This is a genomic window from Campylobacter sp. CFSAN093246 (assembly GCF_012889415.1).
In the GTDB taxonomy this organism is placed as follows: Bacteria; Campylobacterota; Campylobacteria; order Campylobacterales; family Campylobacteraceae; genus Campylobacter_D; species Campylobacter_D jejuni.
This window is the reverse complement of record NZ_CP040613.1, coordinates 541,649-566,403: the sequence shown is the minus strand read 5'-3', so window position 1 is coordinate 566,403 and position 24,755 is coordinate 541,649. Positions and strand designations below refer to the sequence as shown.

At 29.9% G+C, this 24,755-nt stretch carries 23 protein-coding genes and 1 pseudogene; 8 read left to right on the top strand and 16 right to left on the bottom strand.

The window, feature by feature from the left end:
• Position 1: 1 nt before the first annotated feature.
• The 5 genes and pseudogenes from FBE87_RS03015 to ppk2 all read right to left on the bottom strand — a co-directional run bounded on the left by FBE87_RS03015 (position 2) and on the right by ppk2 (position 6,629).
• On the bottom strand, positions 2-1,372 hold the full coding sequence (locus FBE87_RS03015) for a TolC family protein (protein ID WP_057044093.1): 1,371 nt from the start codon (positions 1,370-1,372) through the stop codon (positions 2-4).
• Position 1,373: 1 nt separating this feature from the next.
• The gene (locus FBE87_RS03010) at positions 1,374-3,299 is read right to left on the bottom strand and encodes an ABC transporter permease (RefSeq protein WP_002852201.1); all 1,926 of its coding nucleotides are present in this window, start codon (positions 3,297-3,299) and stop codon (positions 1,374-1,376) included.
• Complete coding sequence (locus tag FBE87_RS03005; RefSeq protein WP_002852311.1) at positions 3,299-4,471, bottom strand: efflux RND transporter periplasmic adaptor subunit; 1,173 nt, start codon at positions 4,469-4,471, stop codon at positions 3,299-3,301. Before FBE87_RS03005 ends, FBE87_RS03010 begins: the two co-directional genes overlap by 1 nt.
• Before the next feature lie 78 nt (positions 4,472-4,549).
• Positions 4,550-5,740 carry a M20 family metallopeptidase gene (locus FBE87_RS03000; RefSeq protein WP_100621668.1) on the bottom strand — a complete coding sequence of 397 codons (1,191 nt, stop codon included), beginning with the start codon at positions 5,738-5,740 and terminating at the stop codon, positions 4,550-4,552.
• An 8-nt stretch (positions 5,741-5,748) separates the two neighbouring features.
• Positions 5,749-6,629 (bottom strand): annotated as a pseudogene (gene ppk2 / locus FBE87_RS02995) (polyphosphate kinase 2).
• A gap of 94 nt (positions 6,630-6,723) precedes the next feature.
• On the opposite strand from ppk2, the gene FBE87_RS02990 reads away from it, so the two are divergent.
• The 3 genes from FBE87_RS02990 to FBE87_RS02980 are packed head-to-tail and all read left to right on the top strand — an operon-like array spanning position 6,724 to position 10,486.
• On the top strand, positions 6,724-8,427 hold the full coding sequence (locus FBE87_RS02990; protein ID WP_002935246.1) for a protein-disulfide reductase DsbD: 1,704 nt from the start codon (positions 6,724-6,726) through the stop codon (positions 8,425-8,427).
• Positions 8,424-9,092: an MOSC domain-containing protein gene (locus FBE87_RS02985; protein WP_002935244.1), complete on the top strand. Its 669-nt coding sequence runs from the start codon at positions 8,424-8,426 to the stop codon at positions 9,090-9,092. The genes FBE87_RS02990 and FBE87_RS02985 overlap by 4 nt, the downstream gene beginning before the upstream one ends.
• A gap of 50 nt (positions 9,093-9,142) precedes the next feature.
• Complete coding sequence (locus FBE87_RS02980; RefSeq protein WP_100621669.1) at positions 9,143-10,486, top strand: sodium-dependent transporter; 1,344 nt, start codon at positions 9,143-9,145, stop codon at positions 10,484-10,486.
• Here the strand turns inward: FBE87_RS02980 and FBE87_RS02975 are convergent.
• From FBE87_RS02975 to peb4, 5 genes are all read right to left on the bottom strand, one after another.
• Complete coding sequence (locus FBE87_RS02975) at positions 10,478-11,353, bottom strand: 1-aminocyclopropane-1-carboxylate deaminase/D-cysteine desulfhydrase (RefSeq protein ID WP_002852217.1); 876 nt, start codon at positions 11,351-11,353, stop codon at positions 10,478-10,480. The genes FBE87_RS02980 and FBE87_RS02975 overlap by 9 nt on opposite strands.
• On the bottom strand, positions 11,340-12,293 hold the full coding sequence (locus FBE87_RS02970) for an OmpA family protein (protein ID WP_002852313.1): 954 nt from the start codon (positions 12,291-12,293) through the stop codon (positions 11,340-11,342). Before FBE87_RS02970 ends, FBE87_RS02975 begins: the two co-directional genes overlap by 14 nt.
• Positions 12,290-13,732: a MotA/TolQ/ExbB proton channel family protein gene (locus FBE87_RS02965; RefSeq protein ID WP_100621670.1), complete on the bottom strand. Its 1,443-nt coding sequence runs from the start codon at positions 13,730-13,732 to the stop codon at positions 12,290-12,292. The genes FBE87_RS02970 and FBE87_RS02965 overlap by 4 nt, the downstream gene beginning before the upstream one ends.
• A 94-nt stretch (positions 13,733-13,826) precedes the next feature.
• Positions 13,827-14,891: a class II fructose-bisphosphate aldolase gene (fbaA, locus tag FBE87_RS02960; RefSeq protein ID WP_002852272.1), complete on the bottom strand. Its 1,065-nt coding sequence runs from the start codon at positions 14,889-14,891 to the stop codon at positions 13,827-13,829.
• Entirely contained in the window at positions 14,891-15,712 is an 822-nt protein-coding gene (gene peb4, locus FBE87_RS02955) for a peptidylprolyl isomerase PEB4 (protein WP_020246902.1), read from the bottom strand. The genes fbaA and peb4 overlap by 1 nt, the downstream gene beginning before the upstream one ends.
• Before the next feature lie 80 nt (positions 15,713-15,792).
• Between peb4 and nth the strand changes: the two genes are divergently transcribed.
• Genes nth through FBE87_RS02930 form a run of 5 tightly spaced genes read left to right on the top strand, consistent with a single transcriptional unit; the run spans position 15,793 to position 18,419 of the window.
• Entirely contained in the window at positions 15,793-16,419 is a 627-nt protein-coding gene (gene nth / locus FBE87_RS02950; protein ID WP_002852225.1) for an endonuclease III, read from the top strand.
• Positions 16,416-17,066 carry a DNA/RNA non-specific endonuclease gene (locus tag FBE87_RS02945; RefSeq protein WP_002874218.1) on the top strand — a complete coding sequence of 217 codons (651 nt, stop codon included), beginning with the start codon at positions 16,416-16,418 and terminating at the stop codon, positions 17,064-17,066. Before nth ends, FBE87_RS02945 begins: the two co-directional genes overlap by 4 nt.
• A 10-nt stretch (positions 17,067-17,076) precedes the next feature.
• Entirely contained in the window at positions 17,077-17,709 is a 633-nt protein-coding gene (locus tag FBE87_RS02940) for a trimeric intracellular cation channel family protein (RefSeq protein ID WP_002874216.1), read from the top strand.
• 57 nt (positions 17,710-17,766) lie between these two features.
• Positions 17,767-18,201, top strand: coding sequence for an EexN family lipoprotein (locus FBE87_RS02935; RefSeq protein ID WP_002868091.1), 435 nt, complete (start codon positions 17,767-17,769; stop codon positions 18,199-18,201).
• Positions 18,198-18,419: an EexN family lipoprotein gene (locus FBE87_RS02930; RefSeq protein ID WP_002859102.1), complete on the top strand. Its 222-nt coding sequence runs from the start codon at positions 18,198-18,200 to the stop codon at positions 18,417-18,419. Before FBE87_RS02935 ends, FBE87_RS02930 begins: the two co-directional genes overlap by 4 nt.
• Here FBE87_RS02930 and cmoA read toward each other — a convergent pair.
• The 6 genes from cmoA to folP are packed head-to-tail and all read right to left on the bottom strand — an operon-like array spanning position 18,409 to position 24,755.
• On the bottom strand, positions 18,409-19,119 hold the full coding sequence (cmoA, locus tag FBE87_RS02925) for a carboxy-S-adenosyl-L-methionine synthase CmoA (protein ID WP_079744469.1): 711 nt from the start codon (positions 19,117-19,119) through the stop codon (positions 18,409-18,411). The genes FBE87_RS02930 and cmoA overlap by 11 nt on opposite strands.
• Positions 19,106-19,960, bottom strand: a complete 855-nt coding sequence (locus FBE87_RS02920) for a bifunctional riboflavin kinase/FAD synthetase (RefSeq protein WP_002854793.1) — start codon at positions 19,958-19,960, stop codon at positions 19,106-19,108. The genes cmoA and FBE87_RS02920 overlap by 14 nt, the downstream gene beginning before the upstream one ends.
• On the bottom strand, positions 19,926-20,687 hold the full coding sequence (locus FBE87_RS02915) for a TlyA family RNA methyltransferase (protein ID WP_002854799.1): 762 nt from the start codon (positions 20,685-20,687) through the stop codon (positions 19,926-19,928). The genes FBE87_RS02920 and FBE87_RS02915 overlap by 35 nt, the downstream gene beginning before the upstream one ends.
• Positions 20,684-21,688 carry a hypothetical protein gene (locus FBE87_RS02910; RefSeq protein WP_079254730.1) on the bottom strand — a complete coding sequence of 335 codons (1,005 nt, stop codon included), beginning with the start codon at positions 21,686-21,688 and terminating at the stop codon, positions 20,684-20,686. Before FBE87_RS02910 ends, FBE87_RS02915 begins: the two co-directional genes overlap by 4 nt.
• Positions 21,669-23,612, bottom strand: a complete 1,944-nt coding sequence (gene ligA, locus FBE87_RS02905) for an NAD-dependent DNA ligase LigA (RefSeq protein WP_002879838.1) — start codon at positions 23,610-23,612, stop codon at positions 21,669-21,671. Before ligA ends, FBE87_RS02910 begins: the two co-directional genes overlap by 20 nt.
• Positions 23,613-24,755, bottom strand: coding sequence for a dihydropteroate synthase (gene folP, locus FBE87_RS02900; protein ID WP_002858587.1), 1,143 nt, complete (start codon positions 24,753-24,755; stop codon positions 23,613-23,615).

Genomic DNA, 24,755 nt, shown 5'->3' with positions numbered 1-24,755 from the left:
TTTAATACTTAGGAAATTCTAAGTTTTTATCATTAAAACTTAAAGCTGTGATTTGATAGTAAGAATTAATGGTTTTTAAAAGACTAAATCTAGCTCTTAAAAATTCTTGCTGGGTAGAATTTAAAGTATTGTTTGCATCCAAATAATCTTTTAATTCACTTTTTCCTAAAATATATTTTTCATAATACGCCTTAGTGATAAGCTCTTGTTTAATGTTAATATTTTGCAAATTTTGTAAAAGCAAGGTGTCGCTTTGATAATCTTTATAATTTAACGCAAATTCATTCATCGCGCTTTGCAAGGCTTGCTCATAAGAAATTAAAAGTTGCTCATAAGCAAATTGTGAAATTTTGATATTTTGCTTTACCCTACCATAATCTAAGAAAGGTAAAGAAATCTTAACATTACCACTTAAAATTTCAAATTTAAAACTACCATCAATTTTTTTATCACTCCCACTTAATGCTCCACCTAAAGAAATACTAGGCAAAATAGATTTTTGCATAGAAGAATAATCCTTAAAGGCTGATTTTAAGCTATTGAGTTTAGATCTCACATCTGCACGGTACGCTAAAGCTTTTAAAGGTATATTAAAATCAGGACTTAAGGTTTTAAAATCATTTAAAGATAAAGTTTTAAAATACTCTATATAAGCAAAACCTTCTTGCCTTGCCAATAAATCTTGTAAATTTTTTATGAGTAAATTACGATTTTGATCATTGCCTAATAAATTTTGTTTAGCTCTTAATAAGCTTTGTTCTATGTTTAAAAGATCTAATTCTTCTATTTTTCCAAGCTTGTATTTATAGTTATAAAGCTCTTTCATTTGTTCTAAATTTGAAAGATAAGCTCGAAGCAATTTATCTACATCGTTAAAATAAGCCAGCTCAAACACATCATTTAAAGCTGTATTGATCATACTTATTTTTAAATTTTCAAGATCATAAGCACTTGCTTTTGCACTAAATTCACTCGCACTTGCACTATCTCTTAATTTGCCATAAATATCAAGCTCATAGCTTAAATTTAAAGAATTATTGAAATTTTTACTTTGTTTGCCTGAATTTAAATCTTTATCCGCACCAAAACCCAAATTTCCACTTAAAGTCGGATATAAATCATAATCAATCAAATCAGCTCTAGCCAAAGCCGAAAGCAAAGTTTTTCTAGCAATATTAATATCACTATTATTCAATAAAACAAAATTTAGAAATTCATTTAATTTTGCATTATCATAAGATCTATACCAATCATAAGTAAGATTTAAATCTTTCATTTGTTCTTGAGTTAAATCAACTTCTTTAGGCAAGCTAAGTTTTACACCACAAGCGCTCAAGAAAAATGCTAAAAAAATGCTAAGTATTATTTTCATTTTATTCCTTTGATAATGCACTAATAGGATTTAAATTTGCTGCATTTCTTGCAGGGAAAAAACCAAAAACCACACCGATAAACATAGAACTTAAAAGTCCCAAAAGCACAGAATAGGCATTTAAAATCATAGGAAAATCCGTACTTAAAGTATTAAAAGCAAAAATAACAAAAATCGATAAAATCACACCTAAAATCGCCCCTATAGTACAAATCATAACCGCTTCGATTAAAAACTGCATCATAATATCTTCTCTTCTAGCCCCTATAGCCATGCGTATGCCTATTTCTCTTGTTCTTTCACTTACAGAAACAAGCATGATATTCATCACTCCTATACCCCCAACAATCAAAGCAATCACAGCCACACAAGCGGTAAGTATGGTTGTAGTGCGTTTATTTGCTGTAATAGCTTGCTTAAAAGTGTCAGAATTAAAAGTAAAAAAATCCTTTTGTCCGCGTTTAATTTCTAAAATTCTTATAATAGCATTTTCAGCCAAAGTTGAACTCACATCATCTTTAACCTTAACTATGATTTCACGCAAATTTCTATCTCCTGTAAGCTTATTCATCAGTGTTGTATAGGGTATATAAAGACGTACTACATTATCTTCTATAGGCTTGTCTGTATCTTTTTGCAAAACTCCTATAATCTTAAAAGGTTGAGAATTAAAAAGCACCACACGACCTAAAATATTTTCACTTTTTTCATCAGGAAAAAGATTTTTTTTAGCATTAAAATCCAATACAGCAACATTGGTACTATTTTTTACATCATCATTATTTAAAATTCTTCCCGCATCTATCCTTAAACCTTCTATAGCAAAATTATTTACCCCTACTCCTTCAGCTCTTGCGCTTAAAGAAATATTGGTATAAGTTGCCACTCCTGAAGTATTTGAATGAGCATCAACTGCTTCTAAATATTCTAAAGATCTTAATGTTTCTAAATCACTAAAATTAAGCCTTGTTTTACCCGAACGCAAATCCCCAAATCCTTTTCCAGGGCGAATTTCAATAGTATTTGTCCCAAGTCTTGCAATAGACTCAAGCACTTTAGCTTGAGAGCCTAATCCTAAAGCTACAACACAAACTACAGAAGCAATACCTATGATGATTCCAAGCATAGTTAAAATAGAACGAAGTTTGTGTGCAAGTATGGAAGAATAAGCTATCTTAAAACATTCAAAGGCTTGATTTTTAAGCAAAGTAAGTGTTTTTTTCTCTTTGGGCATTGTTTTTAAAATAAGTTTTTCTTGAGCTTTTTCCTTTTTAGTATCGCTTAAAATTTCTCCATCTTTAATCTCTATAACCCTTTTAGCTTGTGCTGCAATTTTTGGATCGTGAGTTACTAAGACTATAGTATGACCTTGCTCGTTAAGTTTTTGTAAAATTTCAAGCACCATAATACCGCTTTTACTATCCAAAGCTCCCGTTGGCTCATCAGCCAAAATAAGCTCTCCGCCATTGATTAAAGCTCTTGCTATAGAAACGCGTTGTTGCTGCCCTCCGCTTAATTCGTTTGGCTTAGAATCTAACTTGTGAGCTAATTCTAAATCATTTAAGAGTTTTTTAGCATTTTGACTTCTTTCTTGTAAATTTTTTCCCGCATAAACTGCAGGTAAAGAAACATTTTCTTTAGCACTCAGCAAGCTTAAAAGATTGTATCTTTGAAATATAAAGCCTATTTTTTCACGCCTTAATCTTGCTTTTTCATCATTATTAAGTTTAGTGACTTCATACTCATCAAAAACATAAGTTCCACTACTTGGTGTATCTAATGTTCCTATGATATTCAAAAGTGAAGTTTTACCACTTCCACTTTGTCCTATAATAGCAACAAATTCACCTTTTTCTATACTTAAACTTACATTTTTTAAAATGGCATTTTCGCCTATATTTTTGCAAATATTTTTAAGAAAAATCATTAAAATCTCAACTTCATTTTAGGAGCTAAACCATCAGCACTTGAGCTTACTATCAATTCTTCATCTTCATTTACACCTTCTAAAATTTGAGTATTGATAGAATCTTTAATGCCAAGTTTGACATATTTTTTAACAGCTTTTTGATTTTCCAAAATTTCAACATAATAGCCTTTTGGATCGCTTTTAATTGCATAAGTTGGCACTGCTAAAACAGCCTTTGCACTTGCTACGACAATTTCATTTTGTATACTCATACCAATACGCAAAAAATCATCTTTATTGGCTACATAAAATTTTGCGTAATAATAAATAGCATTTGATGAGCTTGAGCTTGAAGAACTCGAACTTGATGAGCTTGAGCTTGTACTAGAATCACTCACTTCAGTATCAGCTGGATCTATACTTGCAATCTTAGCATGATAAGTTTTTTGAGGATCATTAAGCAAAGAAAAATCAAGCTCTGTTCCTACTTTTATCTTACTCACATCAGCCTCTGCTATTTCCATTCTTACTTCCATTTCGTCTAAATTAGCTATACGGACTATAGTAGGAGTGTTTTGATTAGCATTAACTGTTTGTCCTTCATCTACAGCTACATTAATCACAACACCATCCATAGGAGCAGTAATGGTTGTATAACCTAAATCTTTTTGTGCATTTTTAAGAGTGATTTCAAGCTGAACTACTTGAGCATTAAGCTCTGCAACATTGGCTTTTAAAGTATAATAATTATTTTTTTGAGTTTCTAAATTTTCAAGAGAACTTGCTTTAGCTGCATAAAGTTTTTGCTCTCTTTGATATTGCTTATTCGCAATCTCAAGGGCAACTTTTTTACTCTCTAAATTAGCCTTAGCACTTTCAAGCTGAGCTTTTGTAATATCTAAATCGTTTTGTTGTTTATCTTTATCAATTTGAGCGATCAAATCACCTTGCTTTACATGAGTTCCCACATCAACATAAAGTTTTATAATTTGTCCACTAACTTGAGCACCCACATCGACTTGATCTTTGGCATATACCTTTCCTACTGCCTCTATGGTTTGAGATATATCTTTTTTTTGTATTTTTTGAGTTAAATAGCTGATTTTTTCATCATTATTAAAAAAAATAAAATAAGCCCCAACACTTCCAAGTATTGCAATTAAAATGATTAAAACAATCTTCTTTTTCATAATAACAAATCCTAAAGAAAAATCAAGATTAAATTTTACTCATTTTTTGTGAATTTTTTGTGAATTTTTAATTCTATTTTATAAATTTAAAAATTCTAAAGCCATCATCACATCACCCTGCATTAAAACTTTTAAATTTTCATCATCCCAACAAAAAGTAGAACTATGATGCAAAGCTGGATGATTTAAATCCTTTGAAATTCCAACAAATACATAAGCCCCCATTCTTTCTCGTGTTAAAAAAGCAAAATCTTCAGCCCCCATGTCAGGTTTAGAAGAAACAATGATATTTTCTTCTCCTAAGACCTTTGCAAAAGCTTTTCTTGCTATTAAAACAGCTTTTTCATCATTAATCAATGGAGGAAATTCTTTAGTATATTTAAGCTTATAATCTCCGCCATTGGATTTTGCTGTAGCAGCAGCCACTTCTTCTAAAGAACTTTTTAAAATATCTTGCGTTTTATCATTTAAAAAGCGCACAGTTCCTTTTAAATAAGCATTTGTAGGAATAACATTATAAGTAGTTCCTGCACAAATTTGACCTACGGTAATCACCCCTGCTTCATAAGGGGCTAAACGTCTAGAAATAACACTTTGTATATTATTTACAAATTGCGTTGTCATAATTATAGGATCTATACAAGTGTGCGGATGAGCTCCATGCCCTCCTCTGCCAATAAATTCCAAATCAAAAATATCCGTTCCAGCCATCATTTCACCACTTACAATTTGAGCAGTATGTTCAAGCAAAGGCCCCCATAAATGACAACCAAAAACTGCATCAACATAAGGATTTTCCAATACACCTGATTCTATCATAGGTTTAGCTCCACCGCTTCCCTCTTCTGCGGGCTGAAACATAAATTTGATCGTGCCACAAAATTCATCTTTAAGCTCATTTAATATCAAAGCAGCTCCCAAAAGCCCTGCTGTATGTCCATCATGTCCACATGCATGCATCTTACCATCAATTTTTGAAGCATAGCTTAGATTAGTTTTTTCTTGCACAGGCAAAGCATCCATATCCGCTCTTAAAAGAACACATTTTGGTTTTTTCTGACTCTTCTTTTTTCCTTCTATAATAGCTAAAATTCCTGTTTTTGCAATATTTTTTTGATATTTAATGCCAAACTCATCTAAAATTTTACACACTAAATGGGCTGTATTTTCTTCTTCAAATTCAAGCTCAGGATGCATATGAATTTGATGTCTTAAATCAACTACTTTATCATAGTACCTTAGTGCTAAATTTTCAACCAGCTTTTGCATTCTTTTCCTTAATCTAAATCTTTTATTTTCTCATCTGCTTTTTTACTGTCAAGTTTTTCCAAATTCGCCTCCATTTTTCGTATTTCTTCTTCTCCACTACGCACTAATTTTGCATCAATTTTGGAAAAATCTCCAGTTTTTTTATTTGGATATTCTACCTTAGAAAGTATAAAACACAATAAATTTAATCTTGCTTTTTTCTTATCATCAGAAGAAATAATAGTCCAAGGACAAGTTGGAGTATTAGATGCTAAAAGCATAGAGTATTTAGCTAAAGTATATTTATCCCATAATTCTTGCGATTTTTGATCCACAGGAGATAATTTATATTGTTTAAGTGGATCGCTTCGGCGTTTTTCAAAACGTTTTTTTGCTCGTCTTTTGATACTGAAAAATAAAATTTAAAAAAAATAATATCACTATTTGAAATCATATTTTCAAACAAAGGCACTTCTCTTAAAAAATCTTTATGTTGTTGCGGTGTACAAAAACCCATAACCGGTTCTACTCCTGCACGATTATACCAAGATCTGTCAAAAATCACAATCTCACCGGCTGAGGGCAAATGTGCTATATAACGCTGAAAATACCACTGTGTTTTTTCCACATCACTAGGTTTTTCAAGAGCCACAACGCGGCAACCACGCGGATTTAAATGCTCAATCAAACGTTTAATCGCCCCACCTTTTCCAGCCGCATCACGCCCTTCTATAAGTATAAGAACCTTTAAACCCTTGGCTTTAACATGATTTTGAAATTTCAAAAGCTCAATTTGCAAATTCTTTAAATCTTTTTCATATTCTATTGTACTTTTCTTTCTTTTAACAGAAACATAAATTTCATTCTTTTTAACAACCGCTTGCGTTTTTGGAGAATTATTTTCTTGCATTTTCAAACCTTTATAAAGTATTTAAAGTAAATTTACCATAATAAATTATAATTGAAGCTAAAAATAAAGGAAAAAATAAGTTTTTAGGAAATTTATGCGTATTTTTGGTATTATTTTATTAAGTTTTTGTTTATGTTTTGCTTCTATATTATCTTTAAATGAAGCTTTTAATGTAAAATCAAACTCTTATAATAACTCTATCTCAATTGATATTGAACTTGGAAAAGATATTTATCTTTATTCTAATAAACTTAAATTATATATAAACGAAAAAGATATAAGTTCTTTGATTAATCTACCTCAAAGTTCTACAAGAGGTAATGAAAATGTTTATTATCAAAAATTAAATTTAGCTTTGCCAAATTTATTACTAGAGCGCTTTGCAAAAAATACCACAAATTTAATCAAACTCGAATTTCAAGGCTGTTCTGAACAAGGCTTGTGTTATAATCCTCAAACTTGGTACTTTGATCTCATTTCTAAAAAAGATGCTTTTGAAATTTCAAAACCTTACAAAGCTCAAAAAACAGATAAAAAAACTAAAATTGAATCTGAAGAAAGCTCTATAGCAAATTTTTTAGCAACAGATAACTTTTTTTGGATTTTGCTAAGTTTTTTTGGCTATGGACTTTTACTCTCCTTAACACCTTGTATTTTACCTATGATTCCGATTTTATCTTCTCTTATCGTAGCAAAAAGTAATGCTAAATTTTCAAAAAAATATAGTTTTTTTCTCTCTTTTATCTATGTTTTTTTCATGTCTTTAGCCTATGCTATTGCTGGAGTTATAGCAAGTTTTCTAGGAGCAAGTATTCAAGGAATTTTACAAAAACCTATTATTTTAATTCTTTTTGCTCTAATTTTCATAGCTTTTGCTTTTGCTATGTTTGGAGCTTTTCGTTTTGAATTGCCATTAAGATTTCAAACCTTTATACATAAAAAAAGCGAAAAAGGGAAAGGAGTTTTAGGTATAGCCATCATGGGATTTTTATCTGCTTTAATAGTAGGTCCTTGCGTAGCAGCTCCTTTAGCAGGTGCTTTAATTTATATAGCCAATACAGGCAATGCTTTATTAGGTGGTAGTGCGCTTTTTATCATGAGTTTTGGCATGGGTATACCTTTGCTTTTCATAGGCTTAGGATTAGGTTTTATTAAACCTGGTTTTTGGATGGAAAAAGTAAAAATTTTCTTTGGTTTTGTTATGTTGGCTATGGCTATTTGGATACTTTCTAGAATTATTGAAGAAAATTACATTTTAATTGCCTATGGAATTTTAGGTGTATTTTTTAGTGTTTTTATGGGAATTTTTGAAAAAAGTTTTACAATAATTTCTAAAATTAAAAAAAGTATTTTAATTCTTATTTTAGCTTATTCTCTAAGTATTTTCCTAGGGGGACTTTTTGGGGCTAAAAATTTCTTAAATCCTTTAAATTTCAATACTATATCTGCCTCAAAACCTGCTTTAAGCTATGATTATATCAACAATTTTGAACAATTAAAGCAAGAAATACAAACAAATACAAAGCCCATAATGCTTGATTTTACTGCATCTTGGTGTGAAAATTGCAAACTTTTAGATGAATTAACCTTTAGCGATGAAAGAATCATACAAAAAATGCAAAATTACAAACTTATCAAAGTTGATGTAAGCGAAAATAATAATGAACAAATTAAAACCATGAAAGAATTTAATGTTTTTGGCCCACCTGTTTTAATTTTCTTTGAAAATGGAAAAGAAAAATTAAAAATCACGGGTTTTATCAGTGCTGATGATTTATTAAAAAAACTAGAACCATGAAAATTCAAAGTTTGCAAATAGGGAAAATTAAAAACTATAAAAATTTCCAAAGCGCATTTATTAAAGATACTTACCTAGAAGAAATACAAATTGATTTTCTAGGTATTTTAGATGATCAAATAGCTGATAAAATTCATCATGGAGGCTACTATAAGGCTATTTTTGCCAACTCTTGTCAAAACTATCCTATATGGGAAAGATTTCTTAATAAAAAGCTAAATTTTGGCTCAATGGGTGAAAATTTGAGCATCGATGGGCTTTGTGAACAAAATGTTTGCATAGGTGATATACATCAATTTTCAAATGCAATACTGCAAGTAAGCGAACCTAGAAAACCTTGTGTAAAAATTTCTAAAATTCACAATAATCCAAATTTTACACATGAAATTTTTAAAACGGGCTTGAGTGGATGGTATTATAAAGTTTTACAAGTTGGACAAATACGAAAGCATGAAAACATTAAAATTTTAGAAAAAAATTCTACTTCACTTAGTGTATTTGAACTCAATCAACTTTTTTACTCCCCGCATCAAATTCTTAAGCAAAATCCGAATTTATTAGATAAATTAGAAAAATTAAACTCTCTCATATCTCAAAATTGGCACGAAACGATACACAAACGCTTAAAAAATACTTACGATATAAGCTATATGGATAGCTTATAAGTTTTTAAAGTTATTTTTAGGTAAAATAATTCTTTTTCGAAAGGATAATCATGCAAAGACAAACATGGAGTAGCACACTAACTTATATTCTAACAGTTGCTGGAGCAACCATAGGATTTGGAGCAACTTGGCGTTTTCCCTATCTTGTAGGAGAAAATGGTGGCGGTGCTTATGTATTAGTTTTTTGTATAGCCATGATTATCATAGGCATTCCTGTTATTTTAGTTGAAAATGTCATAGGCAGAAAAGCGATGATAAATAGCGTAGATGCTTTCAAACAAAAATGGCAAAGTATTGGATATATGGGACTTTTAGGAAGCTTTGGCATAATGGCTTACTACATGGTACTTGGAGGATGGGTTTTAGTTTATATTTGGGAATTAACCCTAGGGAATTTTAGTCTTGCCAATGTAGTAAGCAAAGAATTTACTCATCAGTTTTTTAACGACAAAATAGCCTTCAATCCTTTAGGAGTTGGTATTTTTACCACTGTTTTTGTAATTATTAATTATATTATTTTAAAAAGAGGCATTATAGATGGTATAGAAAAATCCGTAAAATTTTTAATGCCTTTATTATTTATCTGTCTTATTATTGTTGTAGGACGCAATTTAACCCTTGATGGAGCTATGGCTGGAGTTAAATTTTATCTTGAACCTGATTTTAGTAAAATTTTATCACCAAAACTTTTAATCGATGTTTTAGGACAAGTCTTTTTTGCTTTATCCCTAGGTTTTGGGGTAATGATAACACTTTCATCTCATCTTAATAAAAATGAAAATATGGCAAAAACCGCTATTTATACAGGGGTTTTAAATACTATCATAGCTGTTTTGGCTGGTTTTATGATTTTTCCAGCACTTTTCTCAGCGGGACTTGCTCCAGATAGCGGGCCTTCTTTGGTTTTTGAAACTTTACCTATAGCATTTTCTCATATCCATTTTGGCACCATTGTGTGTATTTTATTTTTTGTCTTACTCTTGATTGCAGCTTTAACCACAAGCTTGCCAATTTATCAAGTTATTATTAGCGTATTAGAAGAAAAATTTAAATATTCTAAAAATCTTTCTATTAACCTAACTCTAGGGTTTATCTTCATACTTGGCAATCTTCCTTGTATTCTAACTTATGGGCCTTGGCGTGATATTGTTATCATCAAAGGAAAAAACATTTTTGATAGTTTTGATTTCATTAGTGGAAATATTTTGTTTGTTTTAACTGCATTTTTTTGCTGTATTTATGTAGGTTGGATTTTAGGCAAACAAGAAAGTCTAAAAGAACTTAGCAATAACAATACACTTAAAAGTTCATGGTTTGGAATTTGGTTTTATTATGTAAAATATATAGTACCTTTGATTATTTTAATCATTTTTATCTATGGAATTTTAAACTGATTTTTTAAATTTATATCTCTCTAACATAGTGGAATTTCCTAAAATTCCACCTTGATGTATATAAAGCAATGGTTTTTTCCACTCTTGTTTTAATGCTATACTTAATCCTAAAATATCATACAACAAGTCAAATTCTATATTGCACTTTAACTTTAAATCCATATAAAGCTCATAAAATTCTTTATACGGCTTAGCAAAGTGATATTTTTTATCACTTGTTAAAAATTCTAAATTTGAAAAATCATAGCTTGGATCTAATGTTAAAATTTGTTTTTTAAGATATTTAATATCACCTACACAAGCGCAAGTAAATACTTTAAATTTAGAATACTTTGCCAAAAAAGCTGCCGAAGTGCCTGTACCCGAAGGTAAAAAAATATCAAAATCAAGCTTTAAACTTTGACTTTGCATTTGAATTTCTTGAGCAAGTTCCATATAGCCATATTGAGCTTCTAAATTAGCTATACCTTGTTCTATAAAAACATCATCTTTTTTACACAAAGACAAAGCAAATTGCTTTAAGGATAAAGAATGGATATTTTCTACAAAATCAACACCATTTTCTAAAGCTAAAGCATAGTTTCCACAAGGATTATTCTTAAGAAAAGTAGAAATTTTTTCACAAGCAAAAACAAGCTTATATGATCTTTGTTTAGCAAAAATACTTAATGCCGCCAAAGCATTACTTTGGCTTCCTCCATAACTTACAAAAGATTGATTTTTAGGATATCTTTGATGGATATAAAAAGCAAGTTTCCTAGCTTTATTTCCATTAATTTCCCCTAATAAATCATCTCTTTTAATATAAAATTCAAATCCGTTAAAATTGATTTTTTGTATAGGACTAATTGTTTTAATGAAATTCAAAGAATTTTTCTACATCCTTTAAAGCATTATCATTTTTAATGCTAAATTTTATTTCTATGCGACGACTCTTATCCTTATCTTCAACTCCGTTGACAAACACAGGATCTGAAAAAGAACGTCCACTTGCCATTAAAAGCTTTTGAAGCTTATCACTCTTATAAAAAGTATAGATAAAATTCATCACCTCATAAGCTCTTTTTTGCGACAAATCTAAATTATAAATATAAGATCCATCACTATCAGTATGTCCTTCAATAATGATATTTTCAATGTTAGAAAAAATTTTTGGATCTTCAAGAATAGCATCAAAATATTCGCTTAAGATTTTTCTCAAACTTGCCTTTGCCTCATTTTTTAACACATAAGAATCTTTATCAAAAAGTACTTCAGCAGGCAAAGAAATAGATCCTGTCTTTTCATCTATAGTGATATTATTATCAAGCTTACTTTGTAATTCCTTGCTTAAATTTTCACGAATCAAACCAAGATTTTGCACCTTTTCTTTAGCTTTTTGAAAATCTTCTTGTAAATTTTTAAGCTCTTCATCTTTTTTCTCTAGTTGACCTAGTAAAATCAAAATTTGCTTATCTTTATTATCTAAAGTTGAGTTTAAATCTTTACTTAACTGCTTGTAATTTGTAATATTAGCCTCTAATTCTGCTTTTTGAGAATTAGCAAGATTTAAAGCACTAGAAGCATTGTTTAAATCAGAACTTAGTTTAAACACTATGGCTTCTTTATTTCTAAGCTCTTCTTTACTCTCCTCTAAGCGTGCCTCTTGTTTATTGAGATTATCTTTGATTTCTTTTAAATCACTTTGAGTTAAAACATATTTTACAACAATAGCACCTATTAGCAAAATAAAAACAAACAGCAATCCTGCCATTAAATCAGCATAAGCTATCCAAAAATTGCTATCTTCTTTTGACTCATTTTTCATTTATTTTCTTTATCTTCATTTTTTAGCTCATCATTGCTTTCTTGCTTAGATATTTCTGCTTGAATTTCATCTTGATTTTCTTCAGTCTTAGACTCTGAAAAATCTTCTATTTGTTTGGTTTCATTTTCTTTATTCTGATTTTCATCCCCAGAAAGCTTGCTCATCATTTGACTTGTTTCTTCATCAAGTGCTTTCATTTCTTTTTTAAGCTCATCCATCATTTTGATTTTAGCATCAATACTTTTTTCTTCTTCATATACTTCTTTAAATTTATGCATACCTTCAAACAAGCTTGCTTTAAATCCCTCAAAAACCTTTTCTTGACTTTCCAACATTGCTTTTTCATAAAGTTCAAAATTTTTACCAAAACGCTCTATTTTTTCATCGAATGCACTTAGTGTCTTATCAAGATGATGAATTTTATCACTACTGATATCAAGCAAGCGATTATATTGTTCTGACATTCTTGTATTGATTTCTTTTAAATTTTGATTGAGCAAACCTATACCATTTAACATTTCACTATAAAGCTTTCCAAGATCGCGTTGATCTCTTTGTGCTTTACTAAGCTCACCCATGGTTTGTTTGATATGTTCACTACTTAATCTAATAGCCCTTTCTTCTACATTTAGCATATCTTGGAAAATACCAAACTTTCTATCAATAGCATGATCAAGCTCTGCAAAAAAATCATCATTACTAACTTGTTTAAAAATTGCTCCAATTTTTTCAAAATGTTGCAAACTTTCAGTTAAATATCTTTGATCAAGCTCTTCTTTTGTCCAAAAAAATCCACTTGTAGCGTTTTTTTGACGATTTAGCAAACGATCTATTTTGCTTTTACCATATTTTTCAAAAAACATCCACCATAATGCAAGAAAAATTCCATAAATTGAAACATAAAAAGCAGTTCCCACTCCACTTAACAAATCTGCAATTTCTTGTTCTAAAGCGGCTGTATCACTAGAACTAAAATTTGGCATTGAAAAAGCTATACTGATAAAAGTTCCTAAAATTCCCATCATTGGAAAAATTGCCGAACCTATACTAGCAAAATTCTCATTTCTTGCACCCTTAATATATGTATAAGCAAAGTCATCAAAATTGGCATTTGATTTCGTGTCTTTCCCTATGGCAAGAAAATGCCTCATAATATGTCTTTTTAAAGCCTGTTTAAATTCATCTTTTTGTTGTTCAAAAATACTATACGCATACTCAGCACTATGTCTAGCAAAAATCAATGCTGTAAAAAAAATCACACCTGTCATAATAACCGTATGTAATTCGACCTTAAAGTCAATTACATTAAAATAACCCAATAAAATCAAAATATAAAGAAAAGCTGGAATAAAAATAATTTTAAAATAAACCAAAGAACCTCTTGCATCTTTGCCTTCAGGCAAAACAAGTTCTGAAATTTCATCTGATTTAATATCCATGAAACCAATACCTCATTAAAAATTTTATTTTAAAGATTGCTACTTAATTTGATAAAAATTTTTAAAACAAAATAAAACTAAGCTTTTAAAATGCTTAGTTTTTGTTTATACAGTTTAAATCTTCAAAAGCGATTTCAAGACGTTTTATCATGCTTTCTTCACCGCTTCTTAACCAAACACGCGGATCATAGTATTTTTTATTTGGCTTGTCATCACCTTCTGGATTTCCAATTTGTCCTTGCAAATAAGCCCTATTTTTAAGTTCATATTCACGCACCCCATCCCAAAAAGCCCATTGAGTATCTGTGTCAATATTCATCTTAATTACGCCATAGCTTACCGCATTTTTAATATCTTTTAGCTCACTACCGCTACCGCCATGAAATACAAAATTTATAGGCTTATCGCTATTTAAAGCAAATTTATCTTTTACAAATTTTTGCGAATTTTTTAAAATTTCAGGTTGTAAGCTAACATTTCCTGGCTTGTAAACTCCATGTACATTTCCAAAGCTTGCTGCGATTGAAAATTTATCACTAATTTTTCCAAGTCTTTCATATGCAAGAGCTACATCTTCTGGTTGGGTATAAAGCTTGGAATTATCAATACCTGTATTATCCACTCCATCTTCTTCGCCACCTGTACAACCTAATTCTATTTCAAGCGCGACACCTAAAGCATCAAGTTTTTGAAGATAAACTTCACAAGTGCTAAGATTTTCTTCTAAACTTTCTTCGCTAAGATCAAGCATATGAGAACTAAATAAAGCTTGTCCATGGGTTTTTTTATATTGTGCATTTGCCTCAATAAGCCCATCAATCCAAGGCAAAAGTTTTCTTGCAGCATGATCAGTGTGTAAAATCACAGGTACACCATAAGCTTTAGCAAGTAAATGCACATGTTTAGCCCCACTAATTGCACCTAAAACTTCTCCATTAGGACAATTTTTTCCTGCATAAAATTTTGCCCCACCATTTGAAAACTGGATAATAACTGGAGAGTTAACTTTTTTTGCAGCTTCTAAAACTGCATTAATAGAATCAGTTCCTACAACATTAACAGCAGGGATAGCAAAACCCTCTGCTTTAGCATAGTCATAAATTTTATTAAGCTCATCTCCGCTAATCACCCCTGCTTTTACAATGTCTAAAACACCCATTATTTATATTCCACTTTAGCACTATTTAAAAGATCTTGGCCTTTTTGATTGATAACTTTTTTAAATTCTTCAAATTTAAGTCCGTTTTCAATACCTTGTTTTACTTCATCAAATTTGATTTGACCTTTAGCTTGCGAATTTTCTTTTAAGATTACATGATAACCAAAATTCGTTTTTACTGGAGTTGTAGTAATAGTACCATTTTTAAGCGCGAAAGCAGCATCTGTAAAAGGCTTTACCATAGTTGATTGATCAAACCAACCAAGCTCACCACCTTGGTTTTTTGAACCTGGATCAATTGATTTCTCTTTAGCAAGCTCGCTAAATTTAGCATCTAGTTCTTTACCTTTTAAATCTTTAAGTTCGTTAATAATATCCTTAGCTTCTTTTTCTGTCGCTACTAAGATATGTTTTGCTTGCACTCTTGCAGGTTTTACATATTTGTCTTTATTTTGATCATAAAAAGCTTTAACTTTAGCCGCATCAATTTTAATAGTATTTAAAATTTTCTCTTGATAAACATTAACAAGTATTGCATCTTTTGCACGATCAAGTTCTTTTGTGTATAAAGGGTCTTTTTCTAAATTTTGTTTTTTAGCATCTTGCAAAATTAAATCTTGCATAATATATTGCTGAATAAGAGCTTTTTTTTGATTATCTGGCAAAGTTTTAAAATCCTGTCCTCTAAGCATAGGGGCAAAAAATTCACTTACTTCTGTATCGCTAATGCTCTTGCCATTAACAGTAGCTACTGTAGCTGCATTTACATTTAAAACTACACCTGCAATCAAAGTTGCTGCGACTAAAGAAAATTTTTTCATTAGGTTTCCTTTTTAATAAAATGTATATAAAATCAATTATATCTAAACTTGGTTTAAAGCTAATTAACTAAAATTAAAAAATGAAAAGAAATTTAGAAATCAAAGAACTTTTTTTAAAACATTTTGACAAGCCTGTAACAGAGCTTAAATTTTCAAATTTATATGAGCTTTTAGTCTGCGTAATGCTTTCAGCCCAATGCACTGATAAAAGAGTTAATCTCATCACTCCTGATCTTTTTAAAGCTTATCCTGATATCAAATCCCTTGCAAATGCAAATTTATCAAGTCTTAAAACCTATATACAAACTTGTTCATTTTTTAATAATAAAGCACAAAATCTTATAAAAATGGCAAAAGCAGTTTGTGAAAATTTTGACGGAGAAATTCCCCTTGATGAACAAAATTTAAAATCCTTAGCAGGCGTAGGACAAAAAACCGCTCATGTAGTTTTAATAGAATGGTGCGGAGCAAATTTCATGGCTGTAGATACTCATGTTTTTAGAGTTTCTCACCGCTTAGGACTTAGCAAAGCAAAAACTCCAGAAGCTACAGAAGAAGATTTAACACGCACATTTAAAGATAATCTTAACTATCTTCATCAAGCCATGGTTCTTTTTGGACGTTACACCTGTAAAGCTAAAAAACCTTTATGTAAAGAATGTTTTTTAAATCATCTTTGCAAAAGTAAAGATAAGGAACTTAAATGAAAATTTTCATCTTTTTACTCACTATATCTCTTAATATTTTTGCCTTAGAACCTTACAAGCCTAGTGCTGATTTTTCTTCTTATTTTAACAATATAAATTGCTCGCAAATCTTAGATAAGTTTTTTTATCTAAATTGCTATGATTATAAACTCAAAGGCACAAAAGCTGTTGCTTATAAGGTAGAAGCTTCAAATTTGAAAGATAGACAAATCAAAAAACGCCCTCGCTTTGAAGATGATACAAATATTCCTAAAAAATACCGCACTACTTGGAGTGATTATAAAAACAGTGGTTACACACGAGGACACACTGCACCCAATGCTTCTTTTAGCTTTAGTAAAGCTGCTCAAAATTCAGTATTTTTAATGAGTAATATTACCCCACAAAATGCACAAATAAATAATAAAATTTGGAATGAAATCGAACAAAGAGAAAGAAATTTAGCTTTAGAATTTCAAAGTATCGAAGTTTTAAATTTAGTACTTTACGATAAAGAACCACAATATATTAAAAACCGTATTGCTATACCAAGTTTTTATGTGAAAATTATTAAAACTCCGAAATTTAAAGAATGCTATCAAGCACCAAACCACGAAGTAAATGATGAAAATATTAAACAGTATCAAATAAATTGTGATAAATTTTAAGGTATAAATTATGGAGATAAATGCTCTTACGATAACCACTCTTTATATCATAGGTATTTCCGCAGAAGGAATGACAGGAGCTTTAGCTGCAGGACGCCACAAAATGGATCTTTTTGGAGTTATTTTTATTGCTCTCGTAACAGCAATTGGAGGCGGAAGCATAAGAGATGTGCTTTTAGGACATTATCCTTTAACTTGGGTTAAACATCCTGAATATATTATTTTAATCTGTTTTTGCGCCCTTGTAGCCACAAAAATTCCGCGCGTAGTAACCAAACTTGAAACTTTATTTCTAACTCTTGATGCTATAGGACTTGTTGTTTTTAGCATACTTGGAGCTCAAATAGCCATAGATCAAAACCATGGCTTTATCATAGCCGTTGCTGCTGCTGTAATTACCGGTGTTTTTGGTGGAATTTTAAGAGATATTTTATGTATGAGAATCCCCTTGGTGTTTCAAAAAGAAATTTATGCAGGAATTGCCATAATTGCAGGAGTAATCTATTATTCTCTAATAATTTGGCTTGAGCTTAATGCCCTAGTTTGCACACTTTTAACTCTTTTTATAGGAGTTTTTGCAAGGCTTTTAGCTATCAAATATCAATGGTCTTTACCTATTTTTTCTTACAATGAAGAAAAATAATTTATCGTTGCTTTATACAAGTTTGCTAAGATATTAAAAATTTTAGGAGATTGATAAATGCGAAGACTAAGTATTTTACTTGCAATTTTAATAGTTATTAATATAACAGCTTGTGATAGTAAAACAGAAAATTACTACAAAAATCTTCCTAGCGAAGCAAAAGAAAAAGTGAAAGAATGCAAAGAAAGCGGAACTCTTAGCGAAGATTGTATTAATGCATTAAAAGTTGGTGTTAAACCAACAAATGAAGAGGGTAAATACAGTCCAAACACACCGAAAAAATCTGATAATCAAATATTAGAAGCTTTAAAACAAAATGATTTAAAAAAAGAAAAAACCACAAAAGATATTAACCAAAGTTCAGAAAATAATGAAAGTATTATAATACCACCTATAGCAGAAACACCTTCTGAAATTTATCCTTCCAAAACAACAGAAAACAATCAAAGTTCTATCTTTAGCGATGATGTTAATATGACACAGGAAAAATGACCATGAAAATAACTCTTTTTTTAAGCCTTATTGGTATATTTTTTGCAGCATGCGAACAAACCAAAAGTGTAGAATATTATCAAAATCACCCCGAGGAAGCAAAAAAAAGAAGTTTAGAATGCAGACACAAAGCTATCATTAGTCAAGATTGTGTTAATGCATATAAGATAGGTTTTCCAAAAGATGAATGGGAAGATGAAAATATTTCTAATCCTTAAAAGCTATGAAAGTTTCAAAATTTGCCCATTTAAAAATACTTTCTATTTTCTTAAAACCTGCCTTTTCTAGCATGTTTAAATTTTCTTTTTGACTATAAGGAATTAAAACATTTTCTAAAGCCTCTCTTTTAGCTGCAATTTCAAATTTAGAATAACCTTGTTTTTCTTTATAATCTGCATAAAGTTCTATGATATTTTTAGACAAAAAAGCATCTTCATAAAGGATTTTTTCACTCATAATCAAAATGCCTTTAGAGTTTAAATTTTTATAAATTTTATCAAGCAATTCTTGTCTTTTAGGAGGGCGAATAAACTGCATGGTATAATTTGCTACAAAAACATCGCAAGTAAAAAAATCAAATTCACATAAATTAGCTTCAAAAAAACTTATATCAAGTCCATAAGCTTTAGCTTTTGACTTTGCAACTTCAAGCATAGAAGCAGAATTATCCACGCCAAAAAGTTTAAAATCCTTTCTTAGATTTGCCAAAAAAATCAAAAAATTAGCACTTGAGCAGCCCAAATCACAAACACTTGCATTTGTAGGTAAAATTTTAGCCAATAAATTGCCACAAAGTTCTAAATTTTCTCCATAAAATGGCACAGAACGATTGATCATATCGTCAAAAACACTAGCCACGCTTTTATCAAATTCAAATTGTTTTTTAGGGCTTTGTTTAAAAAGTTCATCTTTCATCATTTTTCCTTAATAATTCTCTAGCCTGTTCTATATCTTTAGTAATTTGATTTTTAAGTTTTTTTAGATCTTGAAATTTTTGATTCTCTCTTAGAAAAGATATAAACTCGAGTTCAAAAAACTCTCCTTGCGTGAAATTTTCACCCAATTCTTCTAAAATATGACTTTCTATAGCAAAATTTTCATCGCTTGATCTTACACCTAAAAAACTCACACTTTTATAAGTTTTTCTTTGACTTTTTAACAAAGTAGCGTAAACACCATTTTGAGGCAAAAAATAACCTTCGCAATCTAAATTTATAGTTGCAAAAAGTTCTTTAGAACCTAAGCCTTGTCCTTTAATTACCTTTCCTTTGATGCTATAATTTCTCCCTAAAAATTCTTTTGCTTTTTGCAAATTTGCTCTTGATAAAAAATCCTTAATTAAACTTGCATGAACACCTATTCCACCTATGCTAAATTCATCAACTATTATAGTTTTTATCCCACTTAAAAACTCAATATCTTTAGCACTATAAGCCCTATTTTTCCCAAAAGAAAAATCATAACCCACGACTATAAATTTTAAACTGGTAAATTCTTTTTTCAAAAAGCTTAAAAAATCTTTACCATCTAAAGATTTTATACTTTCAAAATCCACTTCTATAACTTTTTTTCCTGAAATTTCTTCTTTTTGACGATTTGAACAAAGAAATTGACCTTTAAATTTATTAATAACTAGCAAAGCCCCATTCTCATCTAAATATTTTACAAGTTTTAGATGTCCTAAATGCATACCATCAAAACAACCTATGGCTAAAGAAGTAATATTAATTTTTGATATAGTAGTAAAAATATTCAACATTACCTTCCTTTCCTTTAATGCTTGATTTTTGCGTATTTTTTAAAAGCCAACCTAACTTAGCACATTCTTTTTCAAAATCCATTCTTGCTTTTAAGATTGCCTTGTCATCTTTTAAAACACCTTTTTTATCTCTTTTGATATTTTTTCCCACTTCAAACTGAGGTTTAAAAAGTAAAATAATTTCCTTTAAAGCTAAATTATCGACATAATAAAGTAAATTAATAAGAGAAATAAAACTCACATCACAAGTAACAAGTTCAAATTTTTCTTCACTTTTAAAGGCTCTAAGATCTGTATTTTCATGCAAGATAATTTTTTCATTTGCTCTTAAACTTGGATGGAGTTGATTACTACCCACATCAAGAGCAGTGATTTTTAAAGCCTGATTTTCAAGTAAAATTTGAACAAAACCGCCCGTACTAGATCCTATATCAAGACAATTTTTATGTTTTATTTCAATATCATTTTCTTCTAAAAATTTTTTTAATTTCAAAGCTGCTCTTGAAACATAAATTTCACTTAAAAGATCCAATTTTAACTCATTGGCTAAAAGTATATCTTCAGGATTTAAATCTTGAGTTTTTTTTAAATTTTCTAAAAAATTTTTCACATCAAAAGAAGCTTTAAAACTTTTACCATTAAGTAAAATCTCTTCATTTTCTATAAGCTCTAAGGCTTTATTTCTACTGATATTTAAACGCTTTGAAACAAAAAAATCAAATCTCATTTTAAACTCTCATTTATTCTTTTTTCTAAGTCTTCTTTTTCTTTAGAAAACCACCAAATACCTATTTCAAAAGCATTTTTTTTAAAAATTTCTCTAAGATCTTTAAGATCTTTTTCAAAAAGATCTTTTTCTTTTTGAATTAAACTTAAGTTATTATCTTTTAAAAAATTAAAATTATTCATCCATAAAAGTATTTGCTCTTGTTCGGATTTTAAGACATTATTTCTTTGCTCTTTTAAAAAATAATTTCCTAAAACCATGATAAAACATAAAAATAAAACAATTATTTTTATCTTTATTTTCAAAACAAAATTAAAAACAAAAGCCAAAAGAGAACAAAACATAAAAAAATTAAAAAAATCAAAAATAAAATTTAAAGCCCTAAACCCCAAATATCCAAAATAAGAAAAAATAAAAAATTTTAAATTTGAAACAAAATGTAAAAATTCAGATAAAAAATCAAAATAAACAAAAGAAGCACTCTTATAGGCAATGATTTTCCTAGAAAAAAGTTCTAAATTTAAAAGTTCATTGTAAGTAAAAAAAAGCCCATAAAATGCATAAAATAAAGCAGTAAAAAAACTAGCGATAACAACTATTCTAAAATCATTATAAGCATTATCTACAAATTGCAAATGCAATTCTTTTTTTAAAAATATCATCAATAAAGGTAAAATTATAAATATAAAAACAAAATCAATTTTTTCAAGATTTAAAAAATTTAAAAATAAAGAAACAAGTCCAAAAATCGCCAAAAAAAAGCTAAAAATATAAAGATAAAAATCCCCCATACTAATACGATAAAACAAACTTCCCTTAATCAAAGTAGCTTCTTTTATAATATTTTTTCTAAGCTTTAAAAATAAAAAGAATTCCCAAAAAAGTGTTAAAAAAATAGGAATTAAAAAAAATAAAGAAAAAGCACTCCTTTGCCAAGTTAGCAAAAAGCCAAAAAGGCTTAAAAGCGTTAAAATATAAGAACTATTCTTTAACAAGCTCATTAAAAGCACTTTCATTTATACATTTTACTTCAAGCTCTTTAGCCTTGCTAAGTTTAGAACCTGCCTCTTCTCCAAAAAGCACATAGTCAGTCTTTTTAGAAACAGAGCCGCTTACCTTACCCCCAAGCTTTTCTATCAAAGCCTTAAACTCATCTCTTGGACGTGAAAGAGTACCTGTAATCACAAAAGTTTTACCAAAAATCATACTATCACTTTTGATTTCAAGTTTTTCTATTTTCAAATTTAAAAGCTTGTAAAACTCATCAATTCTTGTGCGATTAACACGCGTAAATTCGCAAAGACTTAAAGCCATTTGCTCTCCAAAACCTTCTAAATTGGCATAAGCTTCAAAGCTTTGCTTGTACCACTCTTTACCAAAACTTAAACTTAATTTTTTAGCCGCAACCTCGCCAATATGCTCTATTCCTAAAGCTGTGATAAAACGAAAAAGCTCACATTCTCTTGCTTGTTCTATGGCATTTAAAAGATTGTTAATTTTCTTTTCTTTAAAGCCTTCCAAACCTTCAAAATCATTAAATTTTAAATGAAAAATACTCTCAAGCGTAGTGATTTTTTTGTGCTTGTATAAAAGTTCTACTATATTTTCTCCCAGTCCGTCGATATTAAGACATTTTTTAGAAACAAAATGAATGATAGAATTTACAAGTCTATCTTCACAATCTATATTTTGACATTTTATTAAAGTTCCTTCATCCAAAAGCTCACTTTGGCAAGTAGGACAAAGCTTAGGGCGTGAAATTTCCATCTCTAAACCTTCTCTACGCTCTTTAAAAACCTTAGTGATTTTAGGGATAACATCGCCACTTCTTATCACGCTTACAAAATCATTGATTTTAACATCAAGTCTTGCAATTTCATCAAAATTATGAAGGGTGGCTGATTTTACTACAACCCCATCTAAATTTACAGGTTCTAAAACTGCCACAGGAGTGATCACTCCACTTCTTCCTACTTGTAAATTTACCCCTATTAAACGCGTGGTTTTTTCAAGCGCAGGAAATTTAAAAGCTGCCATAAATTTTGGAAATTTTACCGTATAGCCTAATTCTTCACAAAGTGCAAGATCATCAACTCTTACCACCATTCCATCCATCATCATAGGTTTTTTTTCTCTTAGAGCTAAAAGCTCATCATAAGCTTTTAAAACTTCGTCTAAATTAGCGCAAAGTCTTACAAAATCATCCTTTAAAAAACCAAGCTCTCTGATAAATTGCATCACCTCGCTGTGTTTGGTGAAATTTAAGGTATTTTCCCCTACTCCCCAAGGATAAAATTTCAAATTTCTTTCTTTAGTGATGCTTGTATCAAGCTGCCTTAAACTCCCACTTGCAGCATTGCGTGGATTGGCAAATAAACTTTGATTTAAAAGGGCTCTTTTTTCGTTGATTTTCTCAAAATCATCTTTTAAAATCACCACTTCTCCACGAATTTCTATCCTTTCTTTATAGGCTATATTTTTAGGTATATTTTCTATCTCAAAAACATTAAGCGTTATATCCTCACCCACTTCGCCATCGCCCCTAGTGGCGCCGCTTACTAATTTACCATTTTCATAAAGCAAATTTAAACTCGCTCCATCAAATTTAGGCTCTATAAAAAAGTTTTTTTCACATTTTGCGCGTTTTGCCCAAGCTCTAAGCTCACTCTCATCAAACACATCTTCCATCGACCACATACGCTTTAAATGAGCTATTTTTTTAAACTCACTTTGTATAGTAGGAGCTATTTTTTGCGTTGGAGAGTCTTTTGAAATTTCATCTTTATTTTGTTCTTCAAAAACTCTTAATTCTCTGATTAAAGCATCGTATTCTTCATCGCTAGCCAAGGGTTCATCTTTTTCATAATATGCCCTCATCCACAAATTAGCTAAAGCAACTTTTTCTAAATACTCTTCTTTTTTCATCTAAACTCCTATATTATCCATTGCCTGCGCTAAAGCAAAAAGTTGTTTATGCTCATATAAATCATGCACTCTTATAATACTAGCACCATTTTCAAAAGCCTTTAAATGCAAATATAAAGTTCCCGCTAAACGATCTTTAATCTCGCTTTGAAAATACGCATTAATCACACTTTTACGACTCGCACCTATAAGTAAAGGTTTATTAAATTGCAAAAAATGTTCTAAGTGTTTGATTAAAATCATATTATGCCCCGCACTCTTTCCAAAACCAATACCTACATCTAAAATACTTTCTTTTACTCCAAAACTTTCTAAAAGCTCAAGTTTTTCTTTAAAAAACAAAGTCATCTCATCAAGCAAATCTTCATAAAAAGGATTATCTTGCATGTTATTTGGATTGTTTTGCATGTGCATTAAGCAATATTTTGCCCCATATTTACTTGCAAGTTTGGCTAGATTAAGATTTCTTAAACTTGTAATATCATTAATGAGTTTAAAACCCTTATTTAAAGCATATTCTAGACAATATTCATCAAAACTATCTAAACTAAAAATTGCTTGTTCGTAATAATTTTTCTCATAAATTAAGTCAAGTACTTTTTTCAGTCTTTTAAATTCCTCTTCCTTGCCACAATACTCACTCCCAGGTCTTGAACTTACCGCACCTATATCGATATATTCAGGCTTTAAAGCAAGAAAGTCATTAAGCCTTTTTTCAAAGTCTTCTTCACTCACACGACTTTTTGCATTAAAACTGTCTTCATTGACATTAATCACTGCCATAAGCTCGGCTTTTTTCGGTTTTAAAAAATCTTTTTGCAAAAAAAGAGCCAAATTTTTAAGTCCAAAATCTTGAAGTTTTTCTTTGACAACAAGCTTTTGAATTTGCTCTTTACTTGCCATTAAAAGCGCATTTGAATGAGTGATTTTTGCAGTAATTACTTCTTTATGAGTAATAAGTTCAGCTCCTACTCTTAAAGCATCTTGTTTTAAAATATTTGCCGCAGGAGTAGAAATATCTTTGATAAAAATAAAATGAATTTTTGTTTTTTCACTCATGATCTTTTGTCCCATTTTATGAGGGTTTATGAAAGAACAAAGCAAATTAAAATCGGTGTTTGGATTGATTTTAAAAAATTTCAT